General features: G+C 75.4%; 13 protein-coding genes. 9 read left to right on the plus strand and 4 right to left on the minus strand.

The features are described 5' to 3' along the window. Window positions 1-422 precede the first annotated feature (422 nt). The 7 genes from rpe to ACZ7LB_RS28185 all read left to right on the plus strand — a co-directional run bounded on the left by rpe (window position 423) and on the right by ACZ7LB_RS28185 (window position 7,763). Window positions 423-1,109: a ribulose-phosphate 3-epimerase gene (rpe, locus tag ACZ7LB_RS28155; RefSeq protein ID WP_265295936.1), complete on the plus strand. Its 687-nt coding sequence runs from the start codon at window positions 423-425 to the stop codon at window positions 1,107-1,109. A gap of 78 nt (window positions 1,110-1,187) precedes the next feature. Further along, window positions 1,188-2,231, plus strand: coding sequence for a sugar-binding transcriptional regulator (locus ACZ7LB_RS28160; protein WP_471472025.1), 1,044 nt, complete (start codon window positions 1,188-1,190; stop codon window positions 2,229-2,231). A gap of 28 nt (window positions 2,232-2,259) precedes the next feature. Next, window positions 2,260-2,604: a barstar family protein gene (locus ACZ7LB_RS28165; RefSeq protein ID WP_161229163.1), complete on the plus strand. Its 345-nt coding sequence runs from the start codon at window positions 2,260-2,262 to the stop codon at window positions 2,602-2,604. Window positions 2,605-2,795: 191 nt separating this feature from the next. Continuing rightward, complete coding sequence (locus ACZ7LB_RS28170) at window positions 2,796-4,238, plus strand: GuaB1 family IMP dehydrogenase-related protein (protein WP_471472080.1); 1,443 nt, start codon at window positions 2,796-2,798, stop codon at window positions 4,236-4,238. A gap of 229 nt (window positions 4,239-4,467) precedes the next feature. Continuing rightward, window positions 4,468-4,920, plus strand: coding sequence for an Lrp/AsnC family transcriptional regulator (locus ACZ7LB_RS28175; RefSeq protein WP_471472026.1), 453 nt, complete (start codon window positions 4,468-4,470; stop codon window positions 4,918-4,920). Between the two features lie 291 nt (window positions 4,921-5,211). Then, window positions 5,212-6,012, plus strand: a complete 801-nt coding sequence (locus ACZ7LB_RS28180; RefSeq protein ID WP_471472027.1) for a carbon-nitrogen hydrolase family protein — start codon at window positions 5,212-5,214, stop codon at window positions 6,010-6,012. A gap of 53 nt (window positions 6,013-6,065) precedes the next feature. Next, window positions 6,066-7,763 (plus strand): flavin monoamine oxidase family protein, encoded by a 1,698-nt coding sequence (locus ACZ7LB_RS28185; protein ID WP_471472028.1) that lies wholly within the window; start codon window positions 6,066-6,068, stop codon window positions 7,761-7,763. A gap of 23 nt (window positions 7,764-7,786) precedes the next feature. On the opposite strand, the gene ACZ7LB_RS28190 is transcribed toward ACZ7LB_RS28185, so the two are convergent. Further along, the gene (locus ACZ7LB_RS28190; RefSeq protein WP_471472029.1) at window positions 7,787-8,716 is read right to left on the minus strand and encodes a TIGR03619 family F420-dependent LLM class oxidoreductase; all 930 of its coding nucleotides are present in this window, start codon (window positions 8,714-8,716) and stop codon (window positions 7,787-7,789) included. An 853-nt stretch (window positions 8,717-9,569) separates the two neighbouring features. Next, window positions 9,570-11,015: a uracil-xanthine permease family protein gene (locus ACZ7LB_RS28195; RefSeq protein ID WP_471472030.1), complete on the minus strand. Its 1,446-nt coding sequence runs from the start codon at window positions 11,013-11,015 to the stop codon at window positions 9,570-9,572. Between the two features lie 333 nt (window positions 11,016-11,348). Here ACZ7LB_RS28195 and ACZ7LB_RS28200 point away from each other — a divergent pair, with 333 nt between their 5' ends. Beyond that, window positions 11,349-11,807 carry an acyl-CoA thioesterase gene (locus ACZ7LB_RS28200; protein ID WP_471472031.1) on the plus strand — a complete coding sequence of 153 codons (459 nt, stop codon included), beginning with the start codon at window positions 11,349-11,351 and terminating at the stop codon, window positions 11,805-11,807. Here ACZ7LB_RS28200 and ACZ7LB_RS28205 read toward each other — a convergent pair. Further along, entirely contained in the window at window positions 11,767-12,978 is a 1,212-nt protein-coding gene (locus ACZ7LB_RS28205) for an MFS transporter (RefSeq protein WP_471472032.1), read from the minus strand. The two genes, ACZ7LB_RS28200 and ACZ7LB_RS28205, sit on opposite strands and share 41 nt — an antisense overlap. Window positions 12,979-13,107: 129 nt before the next feature. Between ACZ7LB_RS28205 and ACZ7LB_RS28210 the strand changes: the two genes are divergently transcribed. Then, a complete protein-coding gene (locus ACZ7LB_RS28210) occupies window positions 13,108-14,313 on the plus strand; it encodes an ROK family transcriptional regulator (RefSeq protein ID WP_471472033.1) in 1,206 nt (401 codons plus the stop codon). 399 nt (window positions 14,314-14,712) lie between these two features. Here the strand turns inward: ACZ7LB_RS28210 and ACZ7LB_RS28215 are convergent, their stop codons facing one another. Further along, complete coding sequence (locus tag ACZ7LB_RS28215; RefSeq protein WP_471472034.1) at window positions 14,713-15,468, minus strand: SDR family oxidoreductase; 756 nt, start codon at window positions 15,466-15,468, stop codon at window positions 14,713-14,715. Window positions 15,469-15,551 lie beyond the last annotated feature (83 nt).

Raw genomic sequence — 15,551 nt, forward strand, 5'->3', positions numbered from 1 at the left:
CGTGCTCAGCCCCATGGCATCCGCATTGGGCGATGCTCCTTGCCCGGCGGGGGCCGCCGGTCGCAGCCGGGCGTGGGGCGTACCCGTCGTGAGGGGGCGCGGGGAACTGCGTGCTCAGCCCCATGGCATCCGCATTGGGCGATGCTCCTTGCCCGGCGGGGGCCGCCGGTCGCAGCCGGGCGTGGGGCGTACCCGTCGTGAGGGGCACGGGGAACTGCGCGCTCAACCCCGTGGCACCCGCACCGTACGACGCTCCCCGCCCGGCAGGGCTACCGCTCGCGGCCAAGGGCGCCCCGCACCCGCCCGGAAGCGGCGCGGGGAACCGCGCACCAAGCCCCACCCCACCCGCGCCCGCCACCGAACCCCCCTCCACAACGGCCCACCTCCGCCAACCCCCCGGAGGGCATGGCAGGCTTGGCCCCATGCCCGCCCAGATCAGCCCCAGCATCCTGTCCGCCGACTTCGCCCGCCTCGCCGACGAGGCCAGGGCCGTCGAGGGAGCCGACTGGCTCCACGTGGACGTCATGGACAACCACTTCGTCCCGAACCTCACCCTCGGCGTCCCCGTCGTGGAGTCCCTGGCCCGCGCGACGGACACGCCGCTCGACTGCCACCTCATGATCGAGGCCCCCGACCGCTGGGCGCCGCAGTACGTGGAGGCCGGCGCCGGCTCCGTCACCTTCCACGTCGAGGCGGCCGCCGCCCCCGTCCGGCTCGCCCGGGAGATCCGCGCCAAGGGCGCCCGCGCCTCGATGGCGCTGCGCCCCGCCACGCCCGTCGAGCCGTACGAGGACCTGCTCCCGGAACTCGACATGCTGCTGATCATGACCGTGGAGCCGGGCTTCGGCGGCCAGGCGTTCCTCGACATCATGCTGCCCAAGATCCGCCGCACCCGTGAGCTGATCAGCAAGCACGGGCTGGAGCTGTGGCTCCAGGTCGACGGCGGGGTCTCGGCCTCCACGATCGAGCGGTGCGCCGACGCGGGGGCCGACGTGTTCGTCGCCGGCTCCGCCGTGTACGGGGCCTCCGACCCCGCCGAGGCGGTGCGCGCGCTGCGCGAACAGGCCCGCGCGGCGACCGCCGGGGCGTCCTGGGCGTGCGGCCACTGAGCCACCGGAAAGTGAACGGCTCCCTTCAGAGCTGATCAACAGCGCCGGATCTGCGAGGATGAACGGCGAATCCAGAGTGTGAACAGCAGTGAGGAGAACGCCGTGTCGGGTATGTCGGCGGGCCGTTCAGCCATGCGGATGGGACCCGCTGAGCTGGTCCAGGCGGCGGCCATGGCCCGCCGCTTCTATCTCGAGGGCAAGTCCAAGATCCAGATCGCGGAGGAGTTCGGCGTCAGCCGCTTCAAGGTGGCCCGGGTCCTGGAGACCGCCCTCGAGCGTGACCTTGTACGAATCGAGATCCGGGTGCCGGCCGAGCTGGACGCCGAGCGTTCCGACGCCCTGCGCGCCCGCTACGGGCTCCGGCACGCCGTCGTGGTGGAGTCCCCGGCGGACGCGGAGGAGAACCCCGACCCCGAGAACCTGGGCGAGGTGGCCGCCGACCTGCTCGGCGAGCTGGTCGAGGAGGGCGACGTCCTGGGCCTGGCCTGGGGCCGCTCCACCATCCACATGGCGGCGGCCCTGGACCGGCTGCCGCCCTGCACGGTGGTGCAGCTCACCGGCGTGTACGACGCAGGGACCGCCGAACGCGGCTCCGTCGAGGCCGTGCGCCGCGCCGCCCAGGTGTCCGGCGGCGACGCCCACCCCATCTACGCGCCGATGCTGCTGCCCGACGAGGCCACCGCGGCGGCGCTGCGCCACCAGACCGGGATCGCCCGGGCCTTCGAGTACTTCGACAAGGTCACGGTCGCCTGCGTCTCCATCGGCTCCTGGGAGCCGGGCATCTCCACGGTGCACGACATGCTCAGCGACGAGGAGCGCGCGCACTACGCCTCGCTGGGCGTCGCCGCGGAGATGTCCGCGCACCTCTTCGACTCCGAGGGCCGCCGGGTGGGCCGGGACCTGGGGGAGCGCTGCATCACGGTCAAGGCCGACCAGCTCCGCCGCATCCCCGAGGTGGTGGCGATCGCCGGCGGCCAGCGCAAGGCGGCGGCCATCGACGCGGTGCTCCGCTCCGGGCTCGTCACCAGCCTGGTGACGGACACCTCGGCGGCGGACTACCTGATGACCGCGGGCGGCACGCCGAAGCCGACACTCAACCGGACCGACCCGGACGGCGTGTGACGGGCCGCGGACGAAGCGGAGGAGAACCATGACCGACGACCCCGCGGGCCGGCTCGTGGTCACGCTGGACCTGGACGGGGTCACGGACAAGGCGGGCCTGATGGACCGCTGCGTCCGCGACCTCGGCCTGCCCGACTGGTTCGGCCGCAACTGGGACGCGCTGGCGGACTCCCTCGCCGACCCCTCCGTCTGGCCCGAGGAGGCCGCCGAGCGGGGGCTGCTGCTCCTGGTCCGGGGCTGGCGGGCGTACGCCGAGGCGCGCCCGCAGGAGTGGGCCGTGGCGGAGGAGGTCTTCGCGGAGGCGACGGACCGGGGCCCCGGGCTGTTCGTCACGCTGGGCCCCCCGGGGCCCGGCGCCGGGGCCGCCCGCTAGGGCCTCTCGCGGCTTCCCGCGAAACCCCTGGTGGCGAGGGGTGTGGAGGTTTCTCCAAGGTCGGTCCCGATGGTCCTGGACGATCCGCCCGGGGCCGGACGGGACCGCTCCGTGGGACAATGAGGTACGTGCTCTTTCCCCCTGGCTGACCTGTCGGGGGGCCACCTCTGAACGACTGGGATGTGCAGCACGTGCGTTTCCTCAACGACATCCGGCCCTCGCACGACCTGACGTACGACGACGTCTTCATGGTGCCGAGCCGTTCCGCCGTCGGCTCGCGGCAGGCCGTGGACCTGAGTTCCCCGGACGGAACGGGCACCACCATCCCGCTGGTCGTGGCCAACATGACCGCCATAGCCGGCCGCCGCATGGCCGAGACGGTGGCCCGCCGCGGGGGGCTCGTGGTCATTCCGCAGGACATCCCGATCGAGGTCGTCACCGAGGTCGTCTCCTGGGTCAAGGGCCGCCACCACGTCCTGGACACCCCCATCGTGCTCGCCCCGCACCAGACCGTCGCCGACGCCCTGGCCCTGCTGCCCAAGCGGGCGCACAACGCCGGGGTCGTCGTCGACGACGACCACCGGCCGGTCGGCGTGGTCACCGACGCCGACCTGTCCGGAGTGGACCGCTTCACCCAGCTCGACGAGGTCATGTCCAAGGACCTGCTGCTCGTCGACGCCGCCCTGGACCCGCGCGAGGCGTTCAACACGCTCGACGGGGCCAACCGCCGCTACGCCCCCGCCGTCGACGCCGAGGGCCGCCTGGCCGGCATCCTCACCCGCACCGGGGCCCTGCGCGCCACCCTCTACACCCCGGCGACCGACGCCGACGGCCGCCTCCGCGTCGCCGCCGCCGTCGGCATCAACGGCGACGTGGCGGGCAAGGCGGCGCAACTGCTCGCCGCCGGTGTGGACACCCTGGTCATCGACACCGCGCACGGCCACCAGGAGTCGATGATCAGCGCCGTCAGGCTGGTGCGCGACCTCGACCCCGGGGTGCCGGTGGTGGCGGGCAACATCGTCTCCGCCGAGGGCGTGCGCGACCTGATCGAGGCGGGCGCCGACATCATCAAGGTCGGTGTCGGCCCCGGCGCCATGTGCACCACCCGGATGATGACCGGCGTCGGCCGGCCGCAGTTCTCCGCGGTGCTGGAGTGCGCCGCCGAGGCCGGGAAGCACGGCAAGCACGTGTGGGCCGACGGCGGTGTCCGCCACCCGCGCGACGTGGCCATGGCCCTGGCCGCCGGTGCCTCCAACGTGATGATCGGCTCCTGGTTCGCCGGGACCTACGAATCCCCCGGGGACCTCCAGCAGGACGCCGACGGCCGCCTCTACAAGGAGTCCTTCGGCATGGCCTCCGCGCGCGCCGTGCGCAACCGCACCTCGGAGGAGTCGTCGTACGACCGGGCCCGCAAGGCGCTGTTCGAGGAGGGCATCTCCACCTCGCGCATGTACCTGGACCCGGCCCGGCCGGGCGTCGAGGACCTGATCGACTCGATCATCGCGGGCGTCCGCTCCTCCTGCACCTACGCCGGGGCGGCCTCCCTGGCGGAGTTCACGGAGAAGGCCGTGGTCGGCCTCCAGAGCGCCGCCGGGTACGCCGAGGGCAAGCCGCTGCACGCGAGCTGGACCTGATCCCGCCGGGCCCGTCCGGGAGACCGGGCGGCCCGCAGCCTGCCGTCCCCACGCCCCCGTGGCGCGGCGCGTGCCGTCCCCACGCCCCGTGGCGCGGCGCGCGCCGGACCGGCCCCGGGGTCGTCCGGACGGCGCCCGCGCCCGTGGTCTACTTCCGGTAGGGCCGCTGCCCCCGCCCGGGCCGCGGGCCGATCCACGGACGTACCGGAAGCGAAGTGAACCACCCGCAGTGCTGAACGACCTCGACGAACGCATCGTGCGCGCCCTCGCCCAGGACGCCCGCCGCTCCTACGCGGACATCGGCCAGTCCGTGGGCCTGTCCGCGCCCGCCGTCAAGCGCCGGGTGGACCGGCTGCGGGCGACCGGGGCCATCACCGGTTTCACCGTCCGCGTCGACCCGGCGGCCCTCGGCTGGGAGACGGAGGGTTTCGTCGAGATCTTCTGCCGCCGCAACACCTCGCCGGGGACCATCCGGCGGGGCCTGGAGCGCTACCAGGAGGTCGTGGCCGCCTCCACCGTGACCGGGGAGGCGGACGCGGTGGCGCAGGTCTTCGCCTCCGACATGCGGCACTTCGAACGGGTCCTGGAGCGGATCGCCGGGGAGCCGTTCGTCGAGCGGACCAGGTCGGTGCTGGTGCTGTCGCCGCTGCTGCGCCGCTTCTCCTCGGGCTCACCCGCGTGACCGGCGGCCCGCCGCCCGGCCACCGGCTCCCGAGCGGGTCCGGCCGGAGGGGGCCCGGCCGGAGGGGGGCGGTGCGGACGGGGAAGGGCCCGGCGGGGAAGGGCCGAACGGCGGAGGTGCGGGCGGCGAGGGGCCGGGCGGGGACGGGCGGCGCAACGAATCGCCGCGCCCCGCGCCCGCGACGCAACGAAGTGGGCGCCGTCGCGCAACGGCTGGTTCTTGTCGCCGTCACGGGGCGCCCGTAGCGTCTTCGGTGCCCCCCGAAACCCCCGTGACCTGCGAGGACCACGCATGCGCACCGCCCTGCTCCAGAGCTCCGGACGCCCCGGCTCCGTCGCGGCCAACCTGGAGGTGCTCGACCGGGCGGCGGAGCGGGCCGCCGCCGCGGGCGCCGGGCTGCTCGTCACCTCCGAGCTGTTCCTGACGGGCTACGCCATCGGCGACGACCTGGCCCGGCTGGCGGAGGGCGCCGACGGCCCCGCCGCCGAGGCGGTCGCCCGGATCGCCGCGCGGCACCGGATCGCCGTCGCCCACGGCTACCCGGAGCGCGCCGGGGACGCCGTGCACAACGCGCTCCGGCTCGTCTCCGCCGACGGCACCCACCTCGCCGACTACCGCAAGACCCACCTCTTCGGCGCCTTCGAGGAGGAGCACTTCACCCCCGGCGACCGGCCCGTCGTCCAGGCGCGGCTGAACGGGCTCACCGTCGGGCTGCTGATCTGCTACGACGTGGAGTTCCCGGAGAACGTCCGCGCCCACGCCCTGGCCGGGACCGACCTGCTGCTGGTGCCGACGGCCCTGATGCACCCCTTCCCCTTCGTCGCCCGCTCCCTCGTCCCGGTCCGCGCCTTCGAGAACCAGATGTACATCGCCTACGTCAACCGGGCGGGCCGCGAGGGGGAGTTCGACTTCCTCGGGCTGTCCGTCCTCGCCGGTCCCGACGGCATCGCCCGTGCCCGCGCCGGGTCCGGCGAGGAGCTGCTGCTCGCCGAGGCGGACCCGGAGCTGCTCGCCGCGTCCCGCGCGGCCAACCCGTACCTCCGCGACCGCCGCCCCGGCCTCTACGGCGCCCTCTCCCGGACCGGCGCCTGACCCGCCCACAGCCCCCGCACCTCCCGTTCCACCCGCAAGGAGTCCGCACCCCCATGACGTCCACGGTGCCCCGCGCGATCGAGCCCGCCGCCGGTCAGCAGCCCCCGATCACCATGTTCGGCCCGGACTTCCCGTACGCCTACGACGACTTCCTCGCCCACCCCGCGGGCCTCGGCCAGGTGCCCGCCACCGAGCACGGCACCGAGGTCGCGGTCATCGGCGGCGGCCTGTCCGGCATCGTGACCGCCTACGAGCTGATGCGGATGGGCCTGCGGCCGGTGGTCTACGAGGCCGACCGGATCGGCGGCCGGCTGCGCACCGTCGGCTTCGAGGGCTGCGACCCCGCGCTGACCGCCGAGATGGGCGCGATGCGCTTCCCGCCCTCCTCCACCGCGCTCCAGCACTACATCGACCTCGTCGGGCTGGAGACCCGGCCCTTCCCCAACCCGCTCGCCGAGACGACCCCGTCCACCGTCGTCGACCTGAAGGGCGAGTCCCACTACGCGAGGACCCTCGACGACCTGCCCCGGGTCTACCGCGACGTGGCCGACGCCTGGGCCCGCTGCCTCGCGGAGGACGCGGACTTCCCGGAGATGAACCGCGCCCTGCGCGAGCGGGACGTGCCGCGCATCCGCGCGATCTGGGCCCGGCTGGTCGAGAGGCTCGACGACCAGACCTTCTACGGCTTCCTCTGCGACTCCGAGGCGTTCTCCTCCTTCCGGCACCGCGAGATCTTCGGCCAGGTCGGCTTCGGCACCGGGGGCTGGGACACCGACTTCCCCAACTCGATCCTGGAGATCCTGCGCGTCGTCTACACCGAGGCCGACGACCACCACCGCGGCATCGTCGGCGGCTCCCAGCAGCTGCCGCTGCGCCTCTGGGAGCGCGAGCCGAAGAAGACCGTCCACTGGCCGCACGGCACCTCGCTGAGCGCTCTGCACCCGGGCGGCGCGCCCCGCCCCGCCGTGACCCGGCTCGGCCGCACCGCGGGCAACCGCGTCACCGTCACCGACGCGGGCGGCGACATCCGCACCTACCGCGCCGCGGTGTTCACCGCGCAGTCCTGGATGCTGCTCTCCAAGATCGCCTGCGACGACGGGCTGTTCCCGATCGACCACTGGACGGCCGTCGAGCGCACCCACTACATGGAGTCCAGCAAGCTGTTCGTCCCCGTCGACCGGCCGTTCTGGCGGGACACGGACCCGGCCACCGGGCGGGACGTGATGTCGATGACGCTCACCGACCGCATGACCCGGGGCACCTACCTCCTCGACGACGGGCCCGGCCGGCCCGCCGTCATCTGCCTCTCCTACACCTGGTGCGACGACAGCCTGAAGTGGCTGCCGCTGTCCCCGAACGAGCGGATGGAGGTGATGCTGGCCTCGCTCGGGGAGATCTATCCGGGCGTCGACATCCGCGGGCACATCATCGGCAACCCGGTGACCGTCTCCTGGGAGAACGAGCCCTACTTCATGGGCGCGTTCAAGGCCAACCTGCCCGGCCACTACCGCTACCAGCGGCGGCTGTTCACCCACTTCATGCAGGACCGGCTGCCCGAGGACAAGCGGGGCGTCTTCCTCGCCGGTGACGACATCTCGTGGACGGCCGGATGGGCCGAGGGCGCGGTGCAGACCGCCCTGAACGCCGTCTGGGGGGTCATGCACCACCTCGGCGGCCGGACGGACCCCACCAACCCCGGGCCGGGCGACCTCTACGACGAGATCGCTCCGGTCGAACTCCCCGAGAACTGACCCCCGTCCCCGTCACACCCCCCTCACACCCCGGCCGCGCGCGCCGCCTCGTAGAGGGCGGCGGCCAGGTCCGTCAGCTCCGCGGCGTCGCGCGCGCTGCCCTGCACGTCGATGAGGATCTCCTCCATCCCGGTCGCCGCGTGCGCGGCCAGGTCCTCGGCGATCTGGCCGGTGCTGCCGTGGAACGGGGGCCGCTCCGGGGTGCCCAGCGGGGCCGGGTACCAGCGGGCGTTGGCGCGCAGCACCGTGCGCAGCGGCCGGGTGCGGCCCCGTTCGGCGGCCAGCTCGCGCAGCGACCGCCACTCCCCGGCCAGGGCGTCGGCGCCCGCGCTCACCGGCATCCAGCCGTCGGCGTGGTCGACCAGGCGGCGCCGGGCCCGGGGGCCGGCCGCGGCCAGCAGCACGGGGATCGGCCGGGCGGGCTTGGGGCCGACCGCGGACGGGACGATCCGGGTGGTCGGCCCCTCGTGGGCCACCGGGTCCGGTCCCCACACCGCCCGGCACACCTCCAGCAGTTCGTCCAGCACCGCGCCGCGCTCGGCGAACGGGCGGACGGCCGCCGCCGCGTACTCGTCGTGGGACCAGCCGGTGCCGAATCCGGCGACGACCCGGCCCCCGGCCGCGGCGTCCAGGGTGGCCAGCGTCCGCGCGAGCTGGAACGGCACGTGCAGCGGGGCGACCAGCACGCTCGTGCCCAGCTCCGCCCGTTCGGTGGCCGCGGCGGCGAGGGTGAGGGTGACCAGCGGCTCGGCCACCCCGCGGTAGGAGTCGGGCCAGGGCAGGCCCTCGATGCCGTAGAGGCCCTGGGTGGCCGGTTCCGGGAACAGGGCCCGTTCGAAGACCCACAGGCTGTCGTACCCCGTCCGTTCCGCGGCGCGAGCCACGTCCGGGACGTCCCTGCCCAGGTTGAACTGCCGTGTCTGGGGCAGTCCGAGTCCGAGTCGTGTCGCCATGTCCGTCGCTCCTGTTCGCCGTGGGGGTACCCATGTGTGTCCGAGGGTCAACAAGCAGTGAGCGTACGGGAGTTGACGATCAGTGGGGGAGCGGGGGCCGGGGGACCGGGGCGAGCGGCGTCCGGCTGCCGGTACCACCGTCCTCGGGGCCGGCGGTTCGTGAAGCACCCCGATCGGCCACGACGTCCGGGGGAGGCACCCGGAGCGCGGTGCGCCGCCCGGGGTGTGTCACGGGTGCACTCCCGGTCGGGAAGCGGTGGGGAGGGGGCGGCGGGTCGGCCGGCCGAGGGGAGGACGGGACCCGGCGGCGGCTCCTCGCGGACGCGTCCGGCGACGGCGGGGCACCCACGGGTGAGAGTGGTGACCCTTCCCCGGCGGGCAGCGCAGCCACGGGGGCGTGCTTCCGGCCCGGGACCGTGCCGACGCTCCGGCCGTGGGCCGTGGGCCGTGGGCCGGGGACGGAGGGCCGGAGTGATCGCCGGGCGTGGCCCCCGGCCCGGCCGGCCGTCGGGACGTGCTCGTGGTGCGCCATGGCGGCCAGGGTGGCAGCTCCGGAGCGGCACGCGGGGCGTCGGGGCCGGGATTGCCCGGAACGGGGGAACGCGGCCCGGAGGGGCGGGGAGGGGCGGGGACCGCGGGTGACGGTCCGACGACGCGGCGGCCCGCTCCCGGAGACCCGGCGGTGCGGTGGTCCGGGCCACTGTGCGGCCGGGCCACGGCACCACCGAGTCACGGCGCCGTCGCGCCTCCGGGCCGTGGCGCCGCCGTGCCTGCCGGACCGCGCGTCACCCGGTGGTCGCGCCGCTGCGGCACCCGGACGCCCGCACCGCCGGGTCGTGCGACTGCCGGGCGGCTACTTCCCGGCCCGCGTCCCGTCGGTGCCCGTGCCGCCCGCCGTGCCGACCGTGCCGTCGTCCGCCGCGCTGCCCGTCGCGTCGTAGGAGGACGTGCCCTCGTCCAGCAGCGGCTGCTGCGTCTTGAGGTGGGGCGGGGCGAAGGCCCGCAGCACGTGGTAGCCCGTGATGACCACCAGCGTGCCCAGGGCGATGCCGCTGAGCTGGAAGGTGTCGCTGAACTCCATGCTGACGTTCCCGACGCCGATGATGATGCCCGCGGCGGCCGGGACCAGGTTGAGCGGATTGCGCAGGTCCACCTTGGCGTTGATCCAGATCTGCGCGCCGAGCAGGCCGATCATGCCGTAGAGGATGACGGTGATGCCGCCGAGCACCCCGCCGGGGATCGCGGCGACGACCGCGCCGAACTTCGGGCAGAGTCCGAAGAGCAGGGCGAATCCGGCGGCGGCCCAGTAGGCGGCCGTCGAGTAGACGCGGGTCGCGGCCATCACGCCGATGTTCTCGGAGTACGTGGTGTTGGGCGGGCCGCCGACCGCGGTGGACAGCATCGAGCCCACGCCGTCGGCGGAGAGGGCGGTGCCCAGCTTGTCGTCGAGGGAGTCGCCGGTCATCTCGCCGACGGCCTTGACGTGCCCCGCGTTCTCCGCGATCAGCGCGATCACCACGGGCAGGGCGACCAGGATCGCGGACCACTCGAAGGACGGCCCGTGGAAGGAGGGCAGCCCGATCCAGTCGGCCCGGCCCACGGCGGAGAAGTCCAGCCGCCAGTGGTCGGTGACCTTCCCGCTGCCGTCGGCCGAGTGGATCATGCCGAAGGCGCGGTCCAGGCCCCAGGACAGCACGTAGCCGAAGACCAGCCCGAGGAAGATCGCGATGCGCGACCAGAAGCCGCGCAGGCAGACCACGGCGAGGCCGGTGAACAGCATCACCAGCAGGGCCGTCCACTGGTCCTGCGGCCAGTAGGTCGAGGCGGTGACCGGGGCCAGGTTGAAGCCGATCAGCATGACCACCGCGCCGGTGACGACCGGAGGCATCGCGGCGTGGATGATCCGCGCCCCGAACCGCCGTACCGCCAGCCCGACCAGGAACAGCGCGGCACCGACCACGAGGACCGCGCCCGTGACCGTGGCGCTGGTGCCGCCCTGTGCCCGGATCACCGCGGCCACGCCCACGAAGGAGAGCGAGCAGCCGAGGTAGCTCGGCACCCGGCCGCGTGTGGCGAGCAGGAAGATGACGGTCGCCACGCCCGACATCATGATCGCGAGGTTGGGGTCCAGGCCCATCAGGACCGGAGCCACGAAGGACGCCCCGAACATGGCCACCACGTGCTGGGCGCCGAGCCCGGCCGTGCGGGGCCATGTGAGCCGTTCGTCGGGGCGGACCACCGCACCGGGCGCGGGGACTTTTCCGTCACCGTGCAGCTTCCAGCGCACGCCGAGGTCCATGGTGGTTTCGCTTTCTCTGTACGTGAGGTGTCCGGAACATTGTCGGGGTGGCCGGTAAGCGACCGTCCCCCGCCCCCTCCGGCGGACCGGCCGGCCCCGTCCGCGGCCGTCGCCGCGGCTCCCGGGGCCGCCCCGGTCGCCCCCGCGACCCCTCCCCGAGGAACCGGCTGAGCGTCCGCTTAGGATGACCCGGACCCGCCGGGCGCGGCCACCACCCCGCCCGGCCACCACCGTGCGGCGCCCCGTACTCCCGGCGCCGCACCCGCCCCGGCCGTCCGTGCCCCCGCCGCGCGCGAGGGGCCGTGCGCCCGCCGATCCGCACCAGGAGCCCCCGTGACCGCCGAAGCCCCCGCTCACCCCGCCCCGTCCTTCGGCCGGCTCGTCCCGGTCACCGTCCACTTCGACGACCTGGACGCCCTCGGCCTGCTGCACAACGCCCGCTACCCGGTGCTGGTCGAGCGCGCCTGGGCCGCGCTCTGGGAGGGCCGGGGCTTCCGGTTCGAGGGCGACTGGGCGGCGGCCGGGGACGCCTGCAACGCGGTCAGGGAGCTGACGGTCGGCTACGAGGTGCCGGTCACCCGGACCGGCGAGTACGCCGTCCACCTGTGGCTGGACCGGCTCGGCACCACCGGGCTCACCTACGGCTTCCGGTTCTGCTCGGCGGACGGCGCGGTGACCCACGCCCGCGGCACCCGGGTGCTGGTCCGGCTGGACCCCGCGACGCTGCGCCCGGCGCCGTGGAGCGAGGACTTCAGGAGCGCCGGTCGGGAACTGCTGCGTCCCGCCGAGTGATCACCGGGCGGTCGCGGTCGCCCGCCCGCAGCACCCCGGCGAAGGCCGCGAGGCCGGCGGCGAGCACCGTCACCAGGCCGAAGGAGACCACCAGGCTGGTGAGCTGGGCCAGACCGCCGATCGCGCCCGGGGCGATCAGGCCCGAGGTGTAGGTGATGGTCGCGACCCCGGCGATGGCCAGGCTCGGGTTGGAGCCGCTGCGGCCCGCCGCCGCGAAGCACAGCGGGACGACCACGGCGATCCCGAGGCCCATCAGGGCGAAGCCGCCCATGGCCACCGCCGGGTGGCCGCCCAGGACGATCAGCAGGCCGCCGAGGGTGGCCAGCACCCCGCTCACCCGCACGGTGCGCACCGCCCCGAACCGGTCCACGACCCGGTCGCCGGCCAGCCGGACCACCGCCATGGTGAGGGTGAAGCCCGTGGTGCAGGCCGCGGCGAGCCCGGCCGAGGTCTCCAGCTGGTCCCGCAGGTAGACCGCCGACCAGTCCAGGCTGGCGCCCTCCGCGAAGACCGCGCAGAACCCGACCGCGCCGATCAGCAGCGCGGACCTGGGCGGCAGCGCGAACCGCGGCGGGGGCTCCTCGTCGACCGCGGGCCGGAGGTCGAGCACCCAGGCGCAGGCGACCAGGCCCGCTGCGGTCAGCACGGCGGCGGCCAGCAGATGGTGCACCCGGGCGTCCGCGCCCAGATGGGCGGCGAGCGTCCCGGCCGCCGAGCCGATCAGGGCGCCCACGCTCCACATGCCGTGCAGCCCGGACATGATCGACTTGTCGAGCCGGTTCTCCACCTCGACGCCGAGCGCGTTCATCGCCACGTCCGACATGCCCGCCGTGGCGCCGTAGACGAACAGGGCGAGGCACAGGGTGAGCAGGTTCGGGGCGAGGGCGGGCAGGGCCAGGGCCAGCGTCCAGAGCGCCAGCAGGCCGCGCAGCGCGGTGCGGGTGCCGAAGCGGTGGGTGATCCGGCCGGCCAGCGGCATGGCGAGCGAGGCGCCGAGCGCGGGGAAGGCGAGCGCCAGCCCCAACTGGCCCGCGCCGACCCCGGCGTGGTCCTGGATCCACGGGACGCGGGTCGCGAACGACCCGGTGACGGCGCCGTGCACGGCGAAGACGGCCGCCACGGCGTACCGGGCGCGCCTCACCTCTTCCGGTGCGCGGCTCTCGGTGGTCATGGCAGGGTCCTCCCCGTGGGATCGGCACCACTCTCGCAGACTGGCCGGCGTAAACTATCAGGAACCTTGCCTGATAGATAGCGACCCGGTGACGGGCCGCCGCGCCCGACGGTCTGGAAGGATTCCGGCATGCGCGCATCGCCGAGCACCGCTCGGGCCATCAACGACCGGCTCGCCCTCCGTCTGCTCCAGAGCGAGGGCCCGCTGACGGCCACCCAGCTCAAGCAGCTCACCGGGCTCTCCCGGCCGACCGTGGCCGACCTCGTCGAGCGCCTCGCCGCCGCCGGCCTGATCGAGAGCGCCGGGGAGTCGCGCGCCCAGCGCCGGGGCCCCAACGCCAGGCTGTACGGCATTGTCGCGGGCCGGGCCCACCTGGCCGCCCTCGACGTGCGCACCGAGGGCGTCGCGGTGGCCGTCGCCGACCTGCTGGGCCGGGTGCTCGCGGAGGGGTCGGTCCCCATCGGCCCCGACACCGCCACCGGACCGGCCGTGGAGCGTACGGTCGCCCTGGTCGAGCGGACGGTCGAGGAGGCGGGGGCGGAGCGGCCGCACACCGTCACCATCGGCGCGCCCGGCCTGATCGACCCGGCGACCGGCGACCTCCACCACAGCACGGGCCTGCCCGAGTGGCACCGCCGTCTGGTGGCGGCCCTCCAGGAGCGGTTCCCGGCGGCGCGGGTCGGCGTGGAGAACGAGACCAACCTCGCCGCCCTGGCCGAGCAGCGCGACGGCGCGGCCCGGGACCGGGACTCCTTCGTCCTGCTCTGGCTGGGCCTCGGCATCGGCGCCGCCCTCGTCCTCGACGGCACCCTGCGCCGGGGCGCCTCGGGAGGCGCGGGCGAGCTGGGCTTCCTGCCCGTGCCGGGCACGGCGGGGCTGCCGTCGGCCACCGACTGCGGGGGCGGCTTCCACGGGCTGGCCGGGGCGTCGGCGGTGACCGCCCTCGCCGCGGAGCACGGGCTGACCGCGCCGGACGCCGGGCGGGAGGTCCGGGCGGCGGCGCTGGTGCGGGAGGCGGTGCGCGCGCGGGGCGACGGTCCGGCCGGGGATCCGGCGCCGGGCCGCTTCCTGGACGCGCTGGCCGACCGGATCACCGTGGGCGCCGCCGCCGTGGCGTCCGTCCTCGACCCCGGCTGCGTGGTGCTGGCGGGGGAGATCGGCCGGGCGGGCGGCGACGCGCTGGCCGACCGGGTCCGGCACCGCCTGGCGGAGATGTCCCCGCTGGCCACCGAGGTCCGCCCGACCGCGCTGGGCGGCGACGCGGTGCTGCGGGGCGCCCTGCTGACCGCGCGCGACCGGGCCCAGGACGAGGTGTTCGCCCCGAGGGGCGGCTGACGGACCGCGCGCCCGGCCGCCGGTCGGGGCCGCGCGGTGCCGAGCGGCGACCCGTGACGCCGAGCGGCCCGGACACGTCCCGCGCGCGGCCGTGCGGGCCGGGGAGGTCCGGGCGGCCCGCACGAACGGGGCCGGGAGCCCCGTGAACCCGGCCGGACCGGTTCCGGCGCGCCGCGCGGGCCGGAGGGGCGATGTGCGCCCGCGCGACCGGGCCGGAGACGGTGGGGACCGCCGGGGCGGCCGGGCCGGCACCGGAGCCCGTGACGGCCGGCGCAGGCCCGCGCCGACCGGTGGGAAGCCGGGCCGGGGCCGGTCGGCCCGGCGGGCGCGGAGCGCGCCGCCCGGGCCCGGACGGGCGCACCGTCGGCTCGGGGCGCCGCCGGGTCCGTCCGCCCCGGGCTACCGCCGCCCGGGGTCCCCGAACCGTGCCGCGAGATGGTCCTCGAAGGTGGGGGTGCCCGGGGCGCGTCCCCGGGCGAGGTGACCGCCCGCGCGGAAGGCGCGGTAGGCCCGGCCCGGCAGGGGCACGCCCAGCACGGGGCGGCGGCGGCCGGTGGCGGCCAGATAGGCGCGGGCCAGGGAGGACAGGGAGCGGACCTCGGGGCCGCCCAGGTCCTCGACGCGGCCGGCGGGCGGGCCCGCGGCCAGCCGGGCGAGCCGCAGGGCGACCTCCGAGGCCGCGACGGGCTGGACCGGCACCCCGGCCGGGAGCAGCATCACCGGCGGTCTCGCCAGCGCCCCGAACAGGGCGACCAGCAGTTCGTGGAACTGGGTGGCGCGCAGCAGGGTCCAGTCCGGACCCGACTCCGCCACCAGCCGCTCCACCGCGAGCTTGGACCGGTAATAGCCGAACGGCACCCGGTCCACGCCGACGATCGAGACGTGGACCAGGTGCCGTACCCGGGCTCGACGGGCCGCCGCGACCAGGTGGGCGGCGGCCCGTTCGTCGCCACCGCGGGGTGTGGTGGCGCAGTGCACGACGACCTCTGTGCCGTCGAGGGCGGCGTCTAGTACGGGGCCGCCCTCGCGCAGGTCGACGGCGTAGGGCGGGGAGCGCCGGCTGAGTACTCGTACCTCGTGGCCGTCCGTGTGCAGCCGTTCGGTGACGAGCCGCCCGAGTGTGCCGGTCCCGCCGGTCACCAGGATGGTGGTCATGGGTTCCGTCCCCTTCCGTGAGGCGCGCTCCCCGGGGGGAGTGCCCCGCGCGGGCGGGGGCGGAACGGATGGCGCGCTCTGGA

The sequence above is a fragment of the Streptomyces sp. NPDC107521 genome (genome assembly GCF_055598485.1).